Here is a 19,535-nt window from a genome sequence, read left to right as displayed (position 1 = left end):
GCCCGCCCTTTGCTGGCGGTACTCAGCCTGAGCAGCCTGTTGCTGGGCTGTTCCAGCCCGCCCACCACCACCGTACCAGGGCCACTGTCGGCCCTGCCGATCGCCCGCCCGGCGAATCTGGAACGTGTCACCACTGGCTCGCTGTTTCAGGCCAGTTCAGGCTCGCTCTTTACCGGACGACAGAAACCCCGCGCGATTGGTGACACCGTGAAGGTGAACATCTCGGAGAAACTCAGTGCCAGCGACACCATCAAGGCAGATGCCAGTCGGGAAACGGCCTTGAAGTCCAAGGGCCCAGGCGTTCGCGAGGATTCTCCCCTGGCTGGCATCTTCAACCATGATGCCACCGCCTCCGGCAGCAACTCCTTCAAGGGCAACGGCACCTCCAAAAACGACAGCAGTTTCACCGGCCAACTCGCCGCCTCCGTGATCAATGTGCTGGCCAATGGCAATCTGGTGGTGGCGGGTGAACGCAGCATTGCCCTGCATGGGGGCGGCAGCACCTTGCGCTTTTCTGGTGTGGTCGACCCGCGCGACATCAAGGACGGCAATGTCATCCAGTCCAGTGACGTGGTCAATGCCCGCCTGGAAGTGGTGGCGCAGGGAGACTCATCCGAGATTGCCTCACGTACCTGGCTTCAAAAGGTACTCAACGTCACCCAGTCCATTTGGTAGTGGCTTCAGGAGCAAATCATGTTGACAGTACTCAAAACCACGTTGGCCGCCGCCTCCTGGCTGGCCGCGAGCCTGCCTGCTACGGCCGCGCTGCAGATGGACGGTGTGGCGCTGGAGGAGTCGGTCCAGGTGGCCGGCAAAAACCTCAAACTCAACGGAGCGGGCATCAGCATGCGCATGATCTTCAAGGTCTACGCTCTGGGCCTGTACCTGCCCAACCGCCAGGAAACCAGCCGCGAGGTGTTGCAAGGAGATGGTCCCAAAAGGCTGTTGATTGCCATGTTGCGCGATGTCAGCGGCACAGAATTCAACGACGAGTTGCGCCAGTATGCGGTGACCGAGAGCGCCTCGGTACCGGCGCACATCCTGGACAACATGATGCGCTTGGGTCAGGCCATTGAACGTCAGTCCAACGGCCTGCGCAAGGGCGACACCCTGACGCTGGACTGGGTGCCCGGCACCGGCACGATGGTGGAACTCAACAACAAACCGCTGACCGCGCCGCTGCGCGACATGGCGTTTTACAAGGCGTTGCTCAACATCTGGCTGGGCGACCGGCCGGCCGATTCCGGGCTCAAAATGAAACTGCTGGGCCAGGCCACGGAACTGCGCTCAGCACTGCGTGACTGAACCCGGATGAATATGTGAATGGAATATGTCTACTGTGTATCCGTTTGGACACAAAACACAATACATACCCAGAATGCCCCGCAGGGAGGCATCGGCACAAATAGCTACAAATGACAAACCTACAATCAGCCTATTTATGCCTTCAAGATGACTTCCAAATTTCAGGTACTGATTGTCGACGACGACGAAGATATCAATCGCCTGCTGGCCGATTATCTGGTGCCCTATGGCTTTGTGACCCATGTTGCCTGTGATGCAGACAGCATGCGCCGCCAGCTGGAGCGCCACAGCATCGATCTGATCGTGATGGATGTGATGTTGCCCGGTACCGACGGCCTGAGCCTGACACGCGAAGTCAGGCAACACTCACCCATCCCGGTGATCATGCTGACCGCCCGCGCCGACCATTTTGACCGGGTGCTGGGCCTGGAGAACGGCGCTGACGACTATGTCACCAAGCCGTTTGAGCCCCGTGAGCTGGTGGCCCGCATCCAGTCGGTGCTACGCCGCGCCAATGCCCACAACAGCACCAAGGGACGTGACGGTAGCCATGTAATTTGTTTCAACGGCTGGAAGCTCAACCCGGAGAACCACAGCCTGCACGCCCCCAGTGGCATCACCGTGGCTCTGTCCAATGCTGAATTCCGGCTTCTGTGCAGCTTCCTGCACACCCCTCGGCGTTTGCTGAGCCGTGACCAACTGATCGAACTCGCCCATGGCCATGTGGCCGGTGCCGGGGAACGCAGCATTGACCTGCTGGTGTCACGGCTGCGCCAGAAACTGGCCGGCTCTCCCGACGGGGCAGACATGATCAAAACCATCCGGGGTCGCGGCTACCTGTTTACCGCCCCGGTTGAGCGGAGTCAGACCGCGTGAAACTTCGGCTGATCGGGCTGGCCCGTCGGCTGGTGCCGAGCACTCTGTTTGGTCGTCTGGCCCTGCTGCTGTGTGTGGCGGTGTTGATCAGCCACGCACTGGCGATCAAGTTGATGTTTGAGGTTGGCCCGAGCCTGTTTGGCCCGATGCCCAACAGCCCGCCCCCCGGACCACCACTCAGCCCGTTCAGCGGACCCAACTTGGGCCTGACGCCCCCTCGCCCCGGAGAAGCTCCCAGCCTGACGCATCTGGGTCTGTGGCTGGACATCGGGATACGGCTGCTGGCGCTGATGGTGGCGGCCTGGATTGGCGCCCGCTGGCTGGCGCAGCCGGTGCGCCAGTTGGCCGACGCCGCGCGTGAGCTGGGACGCGATATCCACCGCGCGCCACTGGTGGAACAAGGCAGCGACGAGTGCCGTGCAGCCACCCGCGTCTTCAACCAGATGCAGGCCCAGATCTGCCAGCAACTGAGCGAACGCGACAGCTTTGTGGCCGCCGTCTCACACGACCTGCGCACCCCGCTGACGCGTATGGCGCTGCGCGCCGAGAGCCTGCAGGACAGCGAACAACGCCTGTGTTTCCAGCGCGACATCACCGAGATGAACACCATGATCACCGCCACGCTGGACCACCTGCGCGGTGTGGCCTCGGGGGAACCGATGGTGTTGCTCGATGTGGGTTCCTTGCTGAGCAGCTTGGTCGACGACTACCAGTCTTGGGGCCACCCGGTGACCCTGGTTGAGCCGGAGCTGTCCAGCCCGGTGGCGCCGCTGCTGACCCAGGCGCAGGCGCTGCGCCGCTGCATCAGCAACATCGTCGACAACGCGGTGCGTTACGGTGGCTCGGCCCGGGTGCGCAGTTTTGAAGAGGCGGGCCAGCTGTGTATCGAGGTCAGCGACCCCGGCCCCGGCATGGCCGCGGCCGACCTGAACCGGGCACTGACACCCTTCTTCCGCGCCGAAGGCTCCCGCAATCGCCACAGCGGCGGAGTTGGCTTGGGGCTGTCGATTGCCAACGACATCGCGCGCCGCCTGCACGGCGAGGTGCAGCTCAAGAACGGGGCCAGCGGTGGCCTGGTGGCCACCGTGGTTTTGCCCCGGCCCTCATCAGCACCCGGCTGACGAACGCCCCACCCCGCCCTGGATTCAGAGCTAAATCAGCCTCCATCCCTTATATCTAAAGGGCTTGGCGCTATGGTTATGGATGACTGGCGGTCTAATCAAAGCCTTGCAGCACATTGACCGCGTTGGTGCCCACCTCGGCCACCGCGTAACCGCCCTCAAACACAAACACCGTGGGCAAGCCCGCTTTGGCCAAATCCTCACCAACCTGCAGGTAGTCGGCACTCTGCAGTGAGAAGCCCGAAATCGGGTCACCCACAAAGGTGTCCATGCCCAGCGACACCACCAGCGCCTGCGCGCCGAACTCGGCAATGCACGCCAAGGCCTGCTGCAAAGTGGCCCGCCAGACCTCAAAGCCGGTGCCACGCGGCAGCGGCCAGTTGCGGTTGAAGCCCAGCCCGGCACCCGCGCCCAACTCGTCGGCATACCCCAGGTAAAACGGGTACTCGGTGTGCGGGTCACCATGGATGCTGGTGAAATACACGTCAGACCGCTCGTAAAAGATGGCTTGTGTGCCGTTGCCATGGTGGTAGTCGATGTCCAGAATCGCCACGCGCTCAATCCCCTGATCACGCAGGGCCTGAGCCGCCAGCGCGGCGTTGTTCAAAAAGCAGTAGCCACCAAAAAAGTCGGCGCCAGCGTGGTGACCGGGTGGACGCGTCAGGGCAAACGCCGCGCGCTCACCCCCAGCCACCGCCAGCGCCGCGCTCAAGGCACAGTCGGCCCCGGCGCGGGCAGCATCCCAGGTGCCTTCGGTCAGCGGCGTGCCAGCATCCATCGAAAACAGGCCCATGCGGGCGGCAAAGTTGGCAGGCAAAACATCTGAGCGCAGGCTGCGCACCGGCCACACCGAGGGCAAGGCGTCGCGCTGGGCATTGGCCGGGTCCAGCGCGACCCACTCGTCCCAGGCACTGGCGAGAAAATCCAGGTAACGCTGGCTGTGCACGCCCTTGAGCGCGCTGTCGTCAAACGGCTCGGGCGGCAGGATGGTGCCAAGCTTGCGCGCCTTCAATTCCGCCAGCACATGGTCCACGCGTGCGGGCACCTCAAAACACGGCACCAACTGGCCGCGAAACATCTCAAGCTTGCCTTGGTGCTGGCTGTGCAAATGGTTGTAATAGGTCAACATTGGGTGTTCTTTCAAATGAAGTGGTTGGTATCTAGACGCAGATCTGGTCCCGCCGCAGTGGCTAGATCCATCGCGCGTTCAGCCAATGACGCGTCCTTGAATCAGAAGATGTCCAAGCAGGTCAAAGGAGTTGGTAGTGGTGTTCATTGGTTTTTCAACTGTGTCATCTGCATCAACCGTGCTTTAACGGTCTGCTCGCGCTCCGGGTCGCTCAGCAAGCCTGGCAGCGCATTGTGGAAGGCGGGCATATCCAATAACGCAGCTACCGCTTGCCCAACATGTTGGCGTATGGCTGCGTCGGCCGCGATCATTTCCTGCACCACTGCGGCGCGCCCCTCCATCACCGTCATGATGTCTTCCAGGTCATGGCTCAGATACACGTCATTTTGGCCGCGGTCTTTGAAGGCTTCGAACTTGGTTGCCAAAAAGTGCGGCGCAGACAAATGCCGCAAAAGCAATCCGCCCGCCAGCTCCACCGACACGGCATTCTCAAAACCAACGCGGTACCAAGGATTGGCAAAGCCCAGCACCTTTTCGTCCAGGGGCACCAAGTCCAGCTGCAAGCGGTTCCAGTACCAGCGAAACGGCGGCGTGTTGTCAGCCATGGTTTGCTGGAAGCCTCGCTGCATCAGTTGCTCTGCCAGTCGGTGGTATGCGGCCAAGGAAGCCACTTCCACAATGGCGTCCACATCTTCCGTTGGGCGCACGTCCATCAGGTCTGCGTTGTCTATCAGCAGGCCTGTGGCACAGCCTCCCACAAACACGACCTGGTCGCACAACGGCCCCATAGCCCTGGCCATGCCCGTCAGCAAGCCCAGGTTCGGATTAGCCATACATCGGCCCCTTCGCTGGCTGGGGCGTGTCTGGGTCGATCAGTGCCTGCAGCCGCACCAGGGCCATGCCTCGTTCACGCGCCTTGCCCACTCGTAGCGCGTCGAACAGAGCCAGCATTTCATACAGTTTGGCGTCTTGCATAGCGGCAAAAGGCACCGACGGGTGCAAGGGCTCAAGCCCGACACCGCGCACGGTGCCATTGGGGTGCGGCCACACAAAGTCTATGCTGCCTGGTGCAAACACGTCGGCAAACGCTGGCGCGCTGTGGCTGGTGGGCACACCAACCACCAGCGGCAGCTTCACCGCCGGGAAGGCATATTTGGCCCCGTGCAAGGCAAACTCTGCCAGGTTGTGCGCATGTGGGCGCACTGCGTTGTCGGCAGGTGCATCGCTGTCTGGCAAGGCCGAGCGGCGCGCCCGTTTGCGAGTGACCCGGTATATGGCGGCTGGTTCTTGCACACCTGGCGTTGTACTGCGCCCCACATCAGCTGGCTGTGGCGGCGGCTCACGGTTAGGCAACAGCAGCCCCGCCTGCAGCCCGCGCTTGATGCAGGCGTGCGCCTCTGAGACGCTGATACCTAGCTCCAGCGCCAGCCGCGCATACGTCCAGCGCTGATCGCCCCAAGCTACGAGCTTGAGGGCTACCAGGAAGTCTTGGGGCTTGAGCTGCATTTACATTCAATATTCGTGAATCGCGAATATTGAATGTAAACGAAATGTCAAACAAAAGCAATTGATGAATGGAAGTGGCCTTCTGCGTATGCATTCATTGGTCAAGTAGCTATCAAACTTGAAATCGCCAATTACGAACTCCAACGGCCAGCACGACTATCTGTGGCCGTAAACCACCTCATCCCCGATGAACCACACTGTGCCCGCAGCCTCCAGTTTGGCCACCATCGCATCTATCTGCTCGGTGGTACTGTCTTTGCCCAGCAGCGCGCCCACATGCCGCAAAAACGGCTTTACCTTGTGTGGTGCTTTGCTACCCATCTTGAGCAAGCTTTGTTGAATTCTGGCCAGGGTCTTGGCTTCGGGGGTTGCCGGGGGCACAGCTACAGCCTTGGGTGTTTTGGCCGGTTGTGCTGCTTTGGCTGGCTTGGGTGCCGCTACTTTCTTCGTCGCCGCCTTCTTGGCTACAGGCGCTTTCTTGGCGGCGGGTGTCTTTTTGGCAGCGGCAGCTTTGGCGGGCGCCGTCGGCTTGGGTACCACCTGCTTTGTCGCCGCCTTTTTCGCCACGGCTTTCTTGGCGACCGCCTTCTTGGCCACCACAGGCACGGCTGCTGGCGTAGCGGGTTTCACCACTGCAGTTTTCTTGGCCACAGGCACCTTGTAGCCAACACGACGGGCGCGGAACTCAAGCATGCGGGCGTGGGCCAGCATGGGGTCGTAGCCGCGGTCATTGGCAACCACCACCAGCTCAGCATCCGGGTGCTTGGCCGCCACATAACCCAGGTAGAACGACAAATGGAAATCCAGCGCATTCTTGCCCTTCCCTGAATGGGGCACCAGCGTCACGCGAGCATGGCTAGCAGCAATGGCCTGCGCCTTCTTGGACTCGTTGGGGCCATGGAACAGCCACACATCGGTGAAACCCGGCGCCAGCTTGGCCAGCGCCTCCAGAGACGGCTGGACGTTTTCATAGTCCAGCAGCACGTGCAGCTCTTTCATGCTCCCCCTCCTTGAAGAAATTGGGCTCTAGCCCTCTTTGCTGTTGAACAAACAGCTATGACAAGTGAAGCAAAACTACTGACCTGCCTCAACCTCTTGCAATACCTTCAGCGTGCGCCCGTTCGCATCCTTCCACTCGATACGGCCATTGGAGCTTCGGCCATGAATCAAGCTGGCTGCAATGCTTGGAGAGGAAAAGAGATAGTCCTGCGTGAAACGAAGCACCGTTCCATCGGCCTTCAGAACATCGTTTTTCAACAAGTCATCGCGAAGTTTCCGCTGGTTCCAGGAAAGCGAGGTGCCAACATCTGCCGTCGCGGTCGAACCCGCAAATACCAAAAAGCCTTGCGCTGTATCACTGCCGTGGGCCTCATAGCTTTTGCTGCTGCAAACTAGCTCAACGCCCGCTGACGTTACTGTCGCTTGTGAAGCTAAAAAAACGGGCACAACCTCGGCGGGCGGAATGACGGCAGTGGGCAGATAGGCAACTGCACGTTGCGCCTTTTCAAACGCATGCACGCCCAGCACCGGCAACATGCCCAGCATGTGGCCCAGGAAGACTTCCATATCGGCCCGGTCGGCCTCGCTCAGGGACGGCTCGGCGGGCGTATTGGCGTTGTCCAGCGGCATGCGTTTGGCGGCGCGGGCCAGGGTGATAAGGCGCGACTCCAGAAACTGCACATGCGCCTTGTTGAGCTGCCCCGCCGTGGTCGTGGTGAAACCGATGGCGCGGGTCCAGAAATCCTTTTTGGCTTGGTGCTCTTGCAAACGCGGAAGGATGGGGTCGCCCTCGCCCACGTAGAGCATGTCGCCCTCACCATCCGGGCGCGGCCCCAGCAGCAGGTAAACCCCGGTCTGCGCCAGCTCGGGCCGGGCCTTGACCTGCGGCAGCAGCGCACGCGGGAACACCAGCGCCTTGCCGATCCAGTTGGACTTGTCGACGATGCGCAGGCCATCGGGGTCGCCGTCGGCGACGAAGATGCGGAGGGAAAAGGGGGTGGTGTTCATGGTGTGAAGTTCAAACCCAATACGGCACATATTCAGCAAACTTCTTCCCGCTACCAACATCTTTGCGTTTGATACGCCCGGCATCCACTGCATCGCTAATCAGATTTGTAATTTGGTTGCGGTGTTTGTCGTGCAGCTTGAACCGCTCGCGCAGCGTAGTGTTCGTCAAGGGTTGGCTGGAGAGGTACTGCAACACCGCATGCTGATAACACGCTTCAATGCGCTCTTGAATTGCCATGTCTGCAAACTTCCGAGGGGCGCCAATGGTCACGCGAAAAGCGTTTTCATGTGGGGCAAGCAACAAAGGTGGCAATCCAAACAACTCAATGGCACTAATAACCTTTTGAAAACCAGTACCTCTCTCCTCACAAATGCGAAATCTGCGGAATGAGGAGGCCAACTTCTCATTGCGCGACTCTGGCGTCGTACCAATCAGCCGGTCTGGTTTCTTGCTGGGCAACAACATGCCGGGGTTAGTTACCTCGATACGGTCATCGTATATCTCGACCATTGGCCCCGCACCGCTCACAGAAAAATCCTGATGAATCAGTGCGTTGGCAATCAGTTCGCGTAAGGCGATCTCGGGATAAAGCGAAACCTCTGTCCGTAGCGATTGCTGAATCACCTCTGAGTGCGGCAACACACGTCTCAAGTGCGTCACCAGCCCCTCAAAACCCACCGCATAGCCACGCTGCCCCGGCAACTCGTCAATCGTGTTGACCTTATTGGTACCCCGGTAACGAATAAGCCGAATACCTTTGCGATCCAGCGGCGGAAAATCACCAAGCTTGCGTGCCGCAGCAATCGCACCAAAGTTCGTGACATAGCAGCCACGTCCCTCAGGCAAGATCATGTTCTCATCCACAAGCCACCGCACAAGGTCTTGCTCATCCTCGGGCAATGGGCGCTGCAACAGCTTGGCAATGGCCTCTAAGTCCAGCATGCGCTGCACATCGGCCAGCGACACCAAGGGCGAAGCGCGCAAGTCTTCCCATCGGGGTGTCGAGCTATGCAGCATCAGTGCGCCAACTTCTTGGCGCGACGCCTTGCGCGTGGTGCCGCCAGAGCGAATCCACGTTTCCTCAATCGACCTGCCTCGGCGATGCACTGGTTTGACAGACTGCTCTGGCACGCGAACCAACAACACATTGCTGTCGCCAAACTCGACCGCTGCGTGGTCCAGTGCTAAGGGTGGCTCCACCGCATCACGCCCCAAGTTGGTCAAAGTACCCACCACCGTAGCGATATCTTCAGCCGTGATGCCATGCGCAACACCATCATCATCTACCCCAAACACCAGCGTGCCACCACCAGGGTGGTTGGCAAAGGCCATCAAGTGTTCAGCCAGCCGTGCACTGTTGTCTGAAAGCCGGGCTTTCCAATCGATTTCGTTGATCTCGTGCGGCACTGGAGCCAGGCTTTCGGCCAAGCCGCTCAGCGCCGCAGGAATCCAGTGCTTTGTAGCCATGTGTTAACAAGTAGTTGATTTACATTGGATTTTTTCAGATATCCGGATTCAGATGTGATAAGCATAAGAACCGTTTCGGAGCTGAAACCGATGGCGAGGTCCAAAAACTCTTTGGCAGATCCAACCCGGTCTGCGCCAACTCGGGCCGGGTCTTGACCTGCGGCAGCAGCGCACGCGGGAACACCAGCGCCTTGTCGATCCAGTTGGACTTGTCGACGATGCGCAGACCGTCGGAGTCACCGTCGGCGACAAAGATGCGGAGGTAGAAAGGGGTTGAAGTCATTGCGTAACAATCAAACCAAGTATTCAAGCCAGCTCATACAAATCAATTTTTTTTAATAACGACTCCAACAATGCTCGAAGCGGCTCAAAGTCAAACTGACAATTTGAGTCATTGATCCTGCCCACGACATGTTTTGCGAACTTTTCCTTGTAATACGTCGCGACGCGCATTGTTGCTATCGTGCGCAACTCATCGTCTGGTAGTCGGTCTTTCATCCAATTCCTAAAAGTCACTTCCGTTTCTTCAAATTTGTACAGCGTATTGAGATTTGGACGAGCTTCAAGCCACCCCTCAGATTTGGCCTTCACCCAACATTCACGGGGACAAACTTCTTCAATAGCGACAGGAACGTTCAGCCTTGCCTTAACAATATCCAACGAAACACCTGCCGGCTTCAACCGAAGTTGCAAAGCGCGATGCACGCTTTTAGTCCGGGATTCGACGATCTCAACAAACTCGTCCAAGGACTCCTGTGCAGCAGCGTCACCATCAAAAAGACCAACTGCTTTCTGGGGGCCACGACGATGGTGCCAAGCAATCAGGCTATCTTTTACCCAGGGATGCCCCCCACCATTGTTTGTGGCACACAGTATTCGCACATCTCCGCATGTTGGGAAAAATCGCCTAAGAGTTGCTCTGAGGATGATCTTGTCCGTTGGACCTTCAACAAAAATAGTAGGATGAGTTAAATCCAAACCCTCTTCTAGACGATTTTCAAGCTGATCAACACGTCGCTTCCAATCGCGGACGTGTGGCTCCAAAAGATCGAGAAAGCCAATGGATGAGTGGAGAGCATCAATGTCGCTCGGCACCCCGATTGCACGGGCAGTCAGCGCAGTACCTGTAACCGGATCAAGTTGCACTTCAAGTACATTGACATCATCACGTCCACCAGTAAATACAGAATAAAAAACCGGTGAATGGGTCGTTAGAAACGTTTGAACTGACGAACTATTCGCAATGAAGAACTCAGCCAACTCAAAACACTTCCGAGTCTCCAGGTTATTTTCAGGTTCTTCATAACCCCAAATGGTGACCACCCGTGGTTTGCCAGGTGCTGAAAGATGGTTCGCTTGATCGGCAAGCCAACGCAATATCACAGGAATGTGACGAACCTTTACGCCATCCCCTCGTTGTGACAACCCCACCCGGTGCCCGCCAACCTCAGAACGAAATTCAAGCTCCGAAAAAAGTTGACGCAAATCAGTGGGCAACTCGATCTCTGACTTTAAGCCCAACTGTGCTTCCAAGTCGGCCAATATTCCCTTTGTATGTCTCTGAATTTCGGTTGTAAAGCCAGCCGCCGCGGTCCGAATGTCATTGCGAACAGTCGCATCTAACATGTCATACACCGCAGACAAAATGCGTTCGAAGTATTCAGGCCCTTTGATAGCAGGAACATAGTCATACCGAATAGCTTTCAAAAATGAATATGCCTTTGATCTGCTAGGCAACTCTTTGCCAGATACAAGACGAATCTCGTCTTTATAGATACCCTCCTGCCGCCAGACGCGTTTCCACAAGACAGACTCACCCAGATTGAAGGTACCCGGCAACTTGAATGTCAGTGTTATTTCAATCTGTGGTGCTTTATTCTTCGGTGTCTTTGTGAATGCACAAAAATCGCGCTGCCAATTCAGCACATAGCCATCTCGCCGGTCACCATTGAAGAATAGGTCTAGAGCCCGCAATAGATTGGACTTTCCTTCGTCATTGCAGCCAACAAAAACAGTCAAATCCTTCGCATCAAATGGTACGTCGCGCAACGATCTGAAATTCTTGACGCGTATGTTCTCCAGTGGCATTTGTGCTCCCTTTTTTCTTCTTAATAGTTTGAAATAACTTTTGCAAACGTCGCCTGCCGCAGTACCTGTGCGCGTTGGCGGTTGGCGTCGAACTCAGTTTCGATTTCGCAGATGAGGAACATGTGTCGGTCGACTTTTGCAACGCCTCGGAGCTGATCCGCCATTAGAGAAACAGGAACGACTAAGCGCTTTTCAACCTCGAAGGACTCCCATAGGAATGGCAAGGGCCTCCGACAGGCGGGAAGGTTATCGGACAAGCCCTGGGCGTAGCGGCTGCTTTGCAGTTCTACACCGCTGAGGGTTGCGCCCTCTTTCTTGGCTTCGATCACACCGCAGGCTTTGCCGTTGACATACAGCCGGTAGTCGACAAAACCAAAGCCGTGGTTCAGAGGGAATTCGTGAATGGCCACGCCAGTGGCGGCACGGAGGTTGGCGCTGGAGACATTGCAGACGTGCCAGCCTGCCGCAGCTAGCAGCGTGTCGATGCTGACTCTGGCTTTCTGCTGTGGCGTCATGCCCCGGCTTCCTCCTGTGTTTACATTCTAGGTCACAAGAAGAACCGGGCTGCAGCCCTTATGCTGCATCCACTTGCAGCTTTGTCTTTTATAGCAACAGCCACCTCATACCGGTGGTTATTGGGCTGGACTTAGCCGCCCCTCTTGGCGTAACGCTGCGCCAGCACCGCACACACCATCAGCTGGATCTGGTGAAACAGCATCACCGGCAGCAGCATCACCCCCACGGTGTGGGCGGCGAACAGGACCTTGGCCATGGGTACACCGCTGGCTAGGCTTTTTTTGGAGCCGCAAAACACGATGGCGACCTCGTCCTCTTTGTTGAAGCCCAAGGCGCGGCTGGCCCAGGTGGTGCTCATCAAGGACAGGGCCAGCAACAGGCAACAGGCCACCACCAGGCTGAGCAACATCGACAGCGGCACCTGCTTCCACAAACCTTCGATCACCGCCGCGCTGAAAGCGGTGTAAACCACCAACAGGATAGAGCCCTGGTCGACCAGTTTCAGGCCGCTGGCATGGCGCCGCACAAAGTCGCCAATCCAGGGTTGCAACAGCTGCCCCAGCACAAAAGGCAACATCAGTTGCAGCATGATGCGCCCCACTGCGTCCAGATCACTCGCCCCGGACACACCGCCCGACACCACCAGGGAGCCCACCAGCAGCGGCGTGATAAACACCCCGAGCAGGCTGGACGCCGAGGCACTGCACACGGCGGCGGCCACATTGCCGCGCGCCATGGCGGTGAACGCAATCGACGACTGCACGGTGGCAGGCAGGGTGCACAAAAACAACATGCCCACCGCCAGGTCCGGCGTCAGCACGATGCCAAACAAAGGCTTGAGAACCAGCCCGAAGATGGGAAACAGCATAAAGGTGCAGCCAAACACCAGCAGATGCAGCCGCCAGTGGCTCATACCCGCCACCACCGCCGCACGCGACAACTTGGCCCCGTGCAAGAAGAACAGCAACGCAATCGCCGCAGTGGTGAGCCACTCAAAACCCTGCGCAGCACGGCCTTGCACAGGCAGGAAACTGGCCAGGCAAACGGTGCACAACAAGGCTAGGGTGAAGTTGTCGGGGAGGTAACGGGGACGGGTCATGGGAACAATGCAGTTGCTGCTATTTTCATAGCCATACAGTCAATACATACGAGGGCTAGACCGCAGTTTTATCAATCTGCGATCCGCATCGAACTGGCGCAGTATCTCACCGCGCCAACACCGCTGTGAGTGCCAACCCGGTGTGGGTGCCGAGTTTGACCACATCTTCGGGCGGCGCCGCAGCCACCACCTGGCCACCGGCGGTGCCACCGTCCGGCCCCAGGTCAATCACCCAATCGGCCTCGGCAATCACGTCCAGGTCGTGTTCAATCACCACCACGCTGTGGCCGCCGTCAACCAGGCGGTGCAAGACCTTGATGAGTTTCTCCACATCCGCCATGTGCAGGCCCACCGTGGGTTCGTCCAGCACATACAGGGTATGCGGCGCTTTCTGGCCGCGTCGGGTGATGTCGTCGCGCACCTTGGACAGCTCGGTGACGAGTTTGATGCGCTGCGCCTCACCACCGCTGAGCGTCGGTGACGGCTGGCCCAGCGTCAGGTAACCCAGGCCCACATCCTTGAGCAACTGCAGCGGGTGCGCGATGACCGGCATGGCGGCGAAGAAGTCCACCGCCTCGTCCACTTCCATCCGCAACACGTCGCCAATGTTTTTGCCGCGCCAGGTGACTGCCTGGGTTTCGGGGTTGAAGCGCGCGCCCTTGCAGGTTTCACACAGCACCTTCACATCGGGCAAGAAGCTCATGGCAATGGTGCGGATGCCCTGGCCTTCACAGCTTGGGCAACGGCCCTCGCCGGTGTTAAAGCTAAAGCGGTTGGCCGCGTAACCGCGTGCCTTGGCCTCCAGCGTGTCGGCAAAGAGTTTGCGGATGGTGTCCCAGAAACCGATGTAGGTGGCCGGGCAAGAGCGCGGTGTTTTGCCAATGGGCGTCTGGTCGACTTCGAGCACACGGTCCACCGCCTCGAAGCCGCTGACACTGTCGCAACCGGTCCAGGCGATGGTTTCACCCGCTTCCAACGCGTCCCGACCAGCTTTGGTGCTGCGTTTGTGTACAGCAGTTTGAACGTTGGCCAGCAACACGTCCCGCGCCAGCGTGGACTTGCCGGAACCCGACACACCGGTCACCGCGACCAAGCGTTTGAGGGGCACCTGAACGGTCACGTTTTGCAGGTTGTGCAAATGCGCGCCGGTCACGGTGATCCAGTGCTGGCTGTAGGGCTCAACCACGTTCGGGTCCACCGGCAACCGTTTGGCCGTCTTCGTTTTCTTAGGCGCAGGTACAAACACAAACTGGCTGTCCCCGGCCACCGTGGCCAGCGCAGTCGCCAAGCCCTCACCCCCGCCCTCTCCCTGAGGGAGAGGGGGTACAGCCGTCGTCACCGGCTCCTGCGGTAAGGAATCCGGGCCATCACTCCCTCGCCCCTGTGGGGAGAGGGTTGGGGTGAGGGGCGACACCACCCGCCGCGCCTGCACCGGATGACGCATGGCGTGCAACAGGTAACGCCCGGTCTGCGACTCGGCGGCGTCCTGAATGTCCGCCACCGAGCCTTCGGCCACCAGCCGCCCGCCGCGTTTGCCGGCACTTGGGCCGATGTCGATGATGTGGTCAGCGTGGCGAATGGTGTCCTCGTCATGCTCGACCACCACCAGGGTGTTGCCCTGATCGCTGAGCGTTTGCAAAGCACCCAGCAAAATCTGGTTGTCACGCGCATGCAGGCCAATGGTCGGCTCGTCCAACACATAACAGACACCCTGCAAGTTGCTGCCGAGCTGCGCCGCCAGCCGGATGCGCTGCGCCTCGCCGCCGCTCAGCGTGGGCGCGCCGCGGTCCAGCGTCAAATAACCCAGACCCACCTGCTCCAGAAACTTGAGGCGCCCCAGAATCTCGGGCACCAGATCGCGCGCGATCTCGGTCTCGCGCTGGCTCATGCGACCCAACACCTGCAAAGTTTCGACCCACGCGCGCATGTCACTCACGCTCAGGCGCGCCAGCTCGGTGATGCCAATACCGTCGATGGCGGTTTTAGCCGCTGCGCTGGCTGTGCCCTCGCTGGCCAGTTGCAGGCCAAACTTGACGGCGCGCGCGGTGGCATTCAGCCGGGTGCCATTGCAGCTGGGGCAGACCACATCCACCAGGTCTTCCACATCGGCCTCGACAAAGGTCTGCTCGCGGCCCTTGGTTTCGTCGTCGCGCACCGAGTCGTCAAACACCTTGCGCTGCTCGCGGCTGAGTTTGAGACCGGTGCCCACACAGTCCGGGCACCAGCCGTGTTTGCTGTTGTAACTGAACAGGCGCGGGTCCAGCTCGGCGTAACTGGTGGCACACACCGGGCAGGCTCGCAGGGTGGAAAACACGCTCAAACGGCCAATACCCGCTGTGGATGTGCCCGCCTGCATCGCCTCGGACAGGCCATCCAGATCGGACAAAACATGCAAGACACCCTTGCCGTGCTGCAAAGCATCGGCCAGGGCTTGGCGCAACGTAGTTTCGTTCTCAGGCGTCACGTCCAGGCTGAACACCGGCAACTCGATGGTGTGTTCCTTGAAGCGGTCCAGGCGCGGGAAGGCCGTGGTTGGTAAAAAGTTGCCATCGACCCGCAAATGGGTGAAACCACGCGGGCGCGCCCAGTCAGCCAGCTCGGTGTAGACGCCTTTGCGGTTCATCACCAGAGGCGCCAGCAGGCCAATGTGCTGGCCGCGATAGGTTTTCATCAGCTGAGCGGCAATGCTCTCAGGCGTTTGCGGTGCCACCGGCGTGCCATCGTGGATGCAGTGCTGGGTGCCAAGCTTGACAAACAGCAGCCGCAAAAAGTGCCAAACCTCGGTGGTGGTGCCCACCGTGGACTTGCGCCCGCCACGGCTCAAACGCTGCTCAATCGCCACCGTAGGCGGGATGCCGTAGACCGCGTCCACCTCAGGTCGCCCGGCTGGCTGCACGATGCTGCGCGCATAGGCGTTCAGGCTTTCCAGATAACGGCGCTGGCCTTCGTTGAACAAAATATCAAACGCCAGCGTCGATTTGCCCGAACCGCTGACCCCGGTGACCACCGTGAACTGACCACGCGGGATGTTCACACTCAGCCCCTTGAGGTTGTGCTCACGCGCGTTGATGATTTGAATCGCATCGTGCCCCAGGTTTTGCCCCGCGCCAACCTTTAACGTCGCTGTGAGTGGGCTTGCGCCGAGCGACGATGTCGAGGCAGCGAAGCTGACGTCTGAGGAGCCCGGCGCAAGCCCACTCGCAGCAGCGCGCACCACAGACAAATACTTCGCAGAGGCCTCAGCCACCTCATGCACCACCCCCATCTGCGCCGCGTACTCACGCAGCGCCAGGCCGGTATGGGACGTGGCATGCAGCATCACATCCTCAGGCGTGCCAAAGGCAACAACCTCGCCCCCAGCGTCGCCCCCCTCGGGGCCCAGGTCGATCAACCAGTCCGAGGCGCGAATCACATCCAGGTTGTGCTCAATCACCAACAGCGAGTGCCCCGCGTCGAGCAACTTGCGTAGCGCCCGCATCAACTTGGCGATGTCGTCAAAATGCAGCCCAGTGGTGGGCTCGTCAAACATGAACAACACCCCTTTGCGCGCCAGGGCCTGGCGGCTGGCGCTGCTGCTTTTGCTGGCGTCGGCCAGGAAACCCGCCAGTTTCAGACGCTGGGCTTCGCCGCCACTGAGCGTGGGCACAGGCTGGCCGAGCTTCACATATTCCAGACCCACATCCACGATAGGTTGCAAGGCGCGGATCACCTCACGGTCGTCCTTGAACAAGGCTGCGGCTTCACTCACCGTCAGATCCAGCACATCGGCCACATTAACAACACGCCCACCACGCTCGATGGTGATCTCCAGAATTTCCGGGCGATACCGTTTGCCGTCGCAGTCCGGGCAACGCAGGTACACGTCGCTCAGAAACTGCATCTCCACATGCTCAAAACCCGAGCCGCCGCAGGTCGGGCAGCGCCCGTCGCCGTTGTTGAAACTGAACTTGGTGGCGGTGTAGCCGCGTTGCTGCGCCAGCGGCGCATTGGCAAAAATCTCGCGAATGGTGTCCCAGGCGCCAACGTAGCTCACCGGGTTCGAGCGCGCGGTTTTGCCAATCGGTGACTGATCGACAAACACCACGTCACTGAGCTGCTCGGCACCCAGCAGACGCTCGAAGGCGCCCGGTGTGTCTGTGGCTTTGCCAAAGTGGCGCAACAGGGCCGGGGCCAGGGTGTCCTGGATCAACGTGGATTTGCCCGAGCCAGACACGCCAGTGATACACACCAGGCGCTGCAGCGGTATCTCGACCGAGACGTTTTTGAGGTTGTGGTCCGACGCGCCTTCCAGAATCAGGCGCGGTGTGTTGGCAGCCACCAGCCGCTTGAAGCCCATGCCAACCTGTTTGCGCCCACCCAGATACGCGCCGGTCAGGGTGTCAGCATTGCGCAAATCGGCTGTGCTGCCGTCAAACACAATCTGGCCGCCTTGCTGACCAGGGCCGGGGCCCATGTCGATCATGCGATCGGCGGCAAACATCACCGCCGGGTCGTGCTCCACCACCACCAGGGTGTTGCCCGCGTCACGCAGGCGCTGCATGGCCACGATGATTCGGTGCATGTCGCGCGGGTGCAGGCCAATGCTGGGTTCGTCGAGCACAAACAAAGTGTTCACCAGCGAGGTGCCGAGTGCGGTGGTCAGGTTGATGCGCTGCACCTCACCACCACTGAGCGTGCGGCTCTGGCGGTCCAGCGTCAGGTAACCAATGCCAACTTCGCTCAGGTATTGCAGGCGGGTGCAGATTTCTTCGAGCAACAGCTTGAGTGTTTTGGCATCGGCCTCGTTGCCAGCGCCTGCGCTCACCTGAGCCAACTTCATGCTGTCAAAAAAGCGGCGCAGCCGGTCAATGGGCAGCAGCATCAGGTCATGCAGGCACAGGCCCGGCAAGGCCTCCAACTGCGCGCGTGACCATGCCACACCGGCAGGCAGAAAACGCTTGGCGGGTTCCAGCACCGCGTCGGCCTGCGCTTTGCTGCCGATGCGCCAGAGCAGGCTCTCGGTTTTGAGCCGAGCGCCGGTGCAGGTGGGGCATTCGGTGTAGCTGCGGTACTTGGACAGCAGCACCCGGATGTGCATCTTGTAGGCCTTGGTTTCCAGGTACTCAAAAAAGCGTTTGACGCCAAACCACTTCTTGTTCCACTGGCCGTCGCGGTAACCGGGTTCACCATGGATCACCCAGTGCTGTTGCTCCGGGCTGAGTTTGTTCCAGGCGGTGTCGCGGGGGATGCCGTGGATTTCAGCATGGCGCATCAGGTCGTCCTGGCATTCGGCCCAGGCCGGGGTCTGGAACGGTTTGATGGCGCCAGAGCGCAAGGTCAGTTTGTCGTTCGGGATGACCAGGCCATAGTCAACCCCGATGACCCGGCCGAAACCGCGGCAGCTGTCACAGGCGCCAACCGCCGAGTTGAACGAAAACATCGAGGCAATCGGCTCGGTGTAACGCAGGTTGCTGTCCGGGCAATGCAAGCCAGTGGAAAAACGCCAGATCTCGGGCGCCGCATCTTCTACTGAATCAGTAGCTATCTGCCCTTTATCTGTAAGGGCTAGAGGCTGATTTAATACATAAACACTGAGGCGACCCGCGCCGTGTTTGAGGGCCACCTCAATCGCCTCCAACACCCGGGCGCGCTCGGCAGCGCCCAGTCGGAAACGGTCGGCCACCACGTCGAGCAGCTTGCGCTGCTCCACATCACGCTGCGCCTGCACCTTGGTGAAGCCGCTGACCGAGAGCCATTGTTCCACCTCGTCGGGGGTGGCACTGGCAGGCAGCTCCACCGGGAAGGTGATGGCAAGTCGCACATCGTCTGAACCTTGGACTCCTTCGTAGCAACCGGCGTTGGCCAAGACTTGGGCACGGGCCTGGATGTCGGTATAAATCGTCTCGGGTGTGTCGTGGCGCACCGGCTGGGCGGTAGCGCTGTCAAAAAGTTGGGCGGCGCGGGCGAACAAGAGCTTCAGATGGTCGTTGAGCTCGGTCATCGTGCCCACGGTGGAGCGGCTGGAGCGCACCGGGTTGGTCTGGTCGATGGCGATGGCAGGCGGCACACCGTCGACCTTGTCGACGGCGGGTTTGTCCATACGATCCAGAAACTGGCGCGCGTAGGCGCTGAAGGTCTCCACATACCGGCGCTGGCCTTCGGCGAACAAGGTGTCAAACACCAGGCTGGACTTGCCCGAACCGCTCGGGCCGGTGACCACCGTGAGTTCGCCGGTGTGAATGTCCAGGTCCAGGTTTTTGAGGTTGTGCTGGCGTGCACCGCGAATGCGGATGGTTCCCTGGGTCATGGATGGTGTTTCCGGGTGAGGTGGCAAAAGAATGGGCCGATGATTCTAGGACGCCACCTGTTGTCCCAGGCCGGTAGCGGTCTTTGTCGAGCCCCAAAGAACACCCGGCGGCGTCAAAGCCTGCACCCGCAGCG

General features: G+C 59.6%; 15 protein-coding genes. 4 read left to right on the top strand and 11 right to left on the bottom strand.

Annotated features, from left to right (window positions below; all coding sequences use genetic code 11):
* The 4 genes from KKO72_RS15155 to KKO72_RS15140 all read left to right on the top strand — a co-directional run.
* The coding region (locus tag KKO72_RS15155; protein WP_371736890.1) for a flagellar basal body L-ring protein FlgH at positions 1-675 on the top strand (675 nt) is incomplete at its 5' end.
* An 18-nt stretch (positions 676-693) separates the two neighbouring features.
* Positions 694-1,305, top strand: a complete 612-nt coding sequence (locus tag KKO72_RS15150; protein ID WP_214940187.1) for a chalcone isomerase family protein — start codon at positions 694-696, stop codon at positions 1,303-1,305.
* Positions 1,306-1,452: 147 nt separating this feature from the next.
* The gene (locus KKO72_RS15145; RefSeq protein WP_214940184.1) at positions 1,453-2,181 is read left to right on the top strand and encodes a response regulator transcription factor; all 729 of its coding nucleotides are present in this window, start codon (positions 1,453-1,455) and stop codon (positions 2,179-2,181) included.
* Complete coding sequence (locus tag KKO72_RS15140; RefSeq protein WP_214940180.1) at positions 2,178-3,302, top strand: ATP-binding protein; 1,125 nt, start codon at positions 2,178-2,180, stop codon at positions 3,300-3,302. Before KKO72_RS15145 ends, KKO72_RS15140 begins: the two co-directional genes overlap by 4 nt.
* 94 nt (positions 3,303-3,396) lie before the next feature.
* Here KKO72_RS15140 and KKO72_RS15135 read toward each other — a convergent pair whose 3' ends face one another.
* From KKO72_RS15135 to uvrA, 11 genes are all read right to left on the bottom strand, one after another.
* Positions 3,397-4,431 carry a histone deacetylase family protein gene (locus KKO72_RS15135; protein WP_214940177.1) on the bottom strand — a complete coding sequence of 345 codons (1,035 nt, stop codon included), beginning with the start codon at positions 4,429-4,431 and terminating at the stop codon, positions 3,397-3,399.
* A 143-nt stretch (positions 4,432-4,574) separates the two neighbouring features.
* On the bottom strand, positions 4,575-5,264 hold the full coding sequence (locus tag KKO72_RS15130) for a hypothetical protein (protein WP_214940165.1): 690 nt from the start codon (positions 5,262-5,264) through the stop codon (positions 4,575-4,577).
* Positions 5,257-5,937 (bottom strand): hypothetical protein, encoded by a 681-nt coding sequence (locus KKO72_RS15125; protein WP_214940162.1) that lies wholly within the window; start codon positions 5,935-5,937, stop codon positions 5,257-5,259. The genes KKO72_RS15130 and KKO72_RS15125 overlap by 8 nt, the downstream gene beginning before the upstream one ends.
* 156 nt (positions 5,938-6,093) lie before the next feature.
* Entirely contained in the window at positions 6,094-6,936 is an 843-nt protein-coding gene (locus KKO72_RS15120; RefSeq protein WP_214940159.1) for a PIN domain-containing protein, read from the bottom strand.
* Positions 6,937-7,011: 75 nt separating this feature from the next.
* Complete coding sequence (locus KKO72_RS15115; RefSeq protein ID WP_214940155.1) at positions 7,012-7,944, bottom strand: GIY-YIG nuclease family protein; 933 nt, start codon at positions 7,942-7,944, stop codon at positions 7,012-7,014.
* A gap of 10 nt (positions 7,945-7,954) precedes the next feature.
* On the bottom strand, positions 7,955-9,412 hold the full coding sequence (locus KKO72_RS15110) for an ATP-binding protein (RefSeq protein ID WP_214940152.1): 1,458 nt from the start codon (positions 9,410-9,412) through the stop codon (positions 7,955-7,957).
* Positions 9,413-9,446: 34 nt separating this feature from the next.
* Positions 9,447-9,695: a hypothetical protein gene (locus KKO72_RS15105; RefSeq protein WP_214940149.1), complete on the bottom strand. Its 249-nt coding sequence runs from the start codon at positions 9,693-9,695 to the stop codon at positions 9,447-9,449.
* Between the two features lie 23 nt (positions 9,696-9,718).
* Positions 9,719-11,500: an ATP-dependent endonuclease gene (locus tag KKO72_RS15100; protein WP_214940147.1), complete on the bottom strand. Its 1,782-nt coding sequence runs from the start codon at positions 11,498-11,500 to the stop codon at positions 9,719-9,721.
* 20 nt (positions 11,501-11,520) lie between these two features.
* The gene (locus KKO72_RS15095; protein ID WP_214940145.1) at positions 11,521-12,015 is read right to left on the bottom strand and encodes a hypothetical protein; all 495 of its coding nucleotides are present in this window, start codon (positions 12,013-12,015) and stop codon (positions 11,521-11,523) included.
* A 131-nt stretch (positions 12,016-12,146) separates the two neighbouring features.
* A complete protein-coding gene (locus KKO72_RS15090; protein ID WP_214940142.1) occupies positions 12,147-13,115 on the bottom strand; it encodes a bile acid:sodium symporter family protein in 969 nt (322 codons plus the stop codon).
* Between the two features lie 106 nt (positions 13,116-13,221).
* Complete coding sequence (gene uvrA, locus KKO72_RS15085; RefSeq protein ID WP_214940140.1) at positions 13,222-19,401, bottom strand: excinuclease ABC subunit UvrA; 6,180 nt, start codon at positions 19,399-19,401, stop codon at positions 13,222-13,224.
* Between the last annotated feature and the right edge of the window lie 134 nt (positions 19,402-19,535).

Origin of the sequence: Rhodoferax sp. U11-2br (assembly GCF_018619435.1) — a bacterium.
In the GTDB taxonomy this organism is placed as follows: domain Bacteria; phylum Pseudomonadota; class Gammaproteobacteria; order Burkholderiales; family Burkholderiaceae_C; genus Rhodoferax.
The sequence above is the reverse complement of the archived record's forward strand: the minus strand, read 5'-3'. Positions and strand labels throughout refer to the sequence as shown.

Coding starts and splice junctions, on each gene's coding strand:
- KKO72_RS15110 (WP_214940152.1), bottom strand. CDS start 9,412: ATGGCTACAAAGCACTGGATTCCTGCGGCGCTGAGCGGCTTGGCCGAA.
- uvrA (WP_214940140.1), bottom strand. CDS start 19,401: ATGACCCAGGGAACCATCCGCATTCGCGGTGCACGCCAGCACAACCTC.
- KKO72_RS15130 (WP_214940165.1), bottom strand. CDS start 5,264: ATGGCTAATCCGAACCTGGGCTTGCTGACGGGCATGGCCAGGGCTATG.
- KKO72_RS15135 (WP_214940177.1), bottom strand. CDS start 4,431: ATGTTGACCTATTACAACCATTTGCACAGCCAGCACCAAGGCAAGCTT.
- KKO72_RS15115 (WP_214940155.1), bottom strand. CDS start 7,944: ATGAACACCACCCCCTTTTCCCTCCGCATCTTCGTCGCCGACGGCGAC.
- KKO72_RS15145 (WP_214940184.1), top strand. CDS start 1,453: ATGACTTCCAAATTTCAGGTACTGATTGTCGACGACGACGAAGATATC.
- KKO72_RS15150 (WP_214940187.1), top strand. CDS start 694: ATGTTGACAGTACTCAAAACCACGTTGGCCGCCGCCTCCTGGCTGGCC.
- KKO72_RS15120 (WP_214940159.1), bottom strand. CDS start 6,936: ATGAAAGAGCTGCACGTGCTGCTGGACTATGAAAACGTCCAGCCGTCT.
- KKO72_RS15100 (WP_214940147.1), bottom strand. CDS start 11,500: ATGCCACTGGAGAACATACGCGTCAAGAATTTCAGATCGTTGCGCGAC.
- KKO72_RS15090 (WP_214940142.1), bottom strand. CDS start 13,115: ATGACCCGTCCCCGTTACCTCCCCGACAACTTCACCCTAGCCTTGTTG.
- KKO72_RS15125 (WP_214940162.1), bottom strand. CDS start 5,937: ATGCAGCTCAAGCCCCAAGACTTCCTGGTAGCCCTCAAGCTCGTAGCT.
- KKO72_RS15105 (WP_214940149.1), bottom strand. CDS start 9,695: ATGACTTCAACCCCTTTCTACCTCCGCATCTTTGTCGCCGACGGTGAC.
- KKO72_RS15095 (WP_214940145.1), bottom strand. CDS start 12,015: ATGACGCCACAGCAGAAAGCCAGAGTCAGCATCGACACGCTGCTAGCT.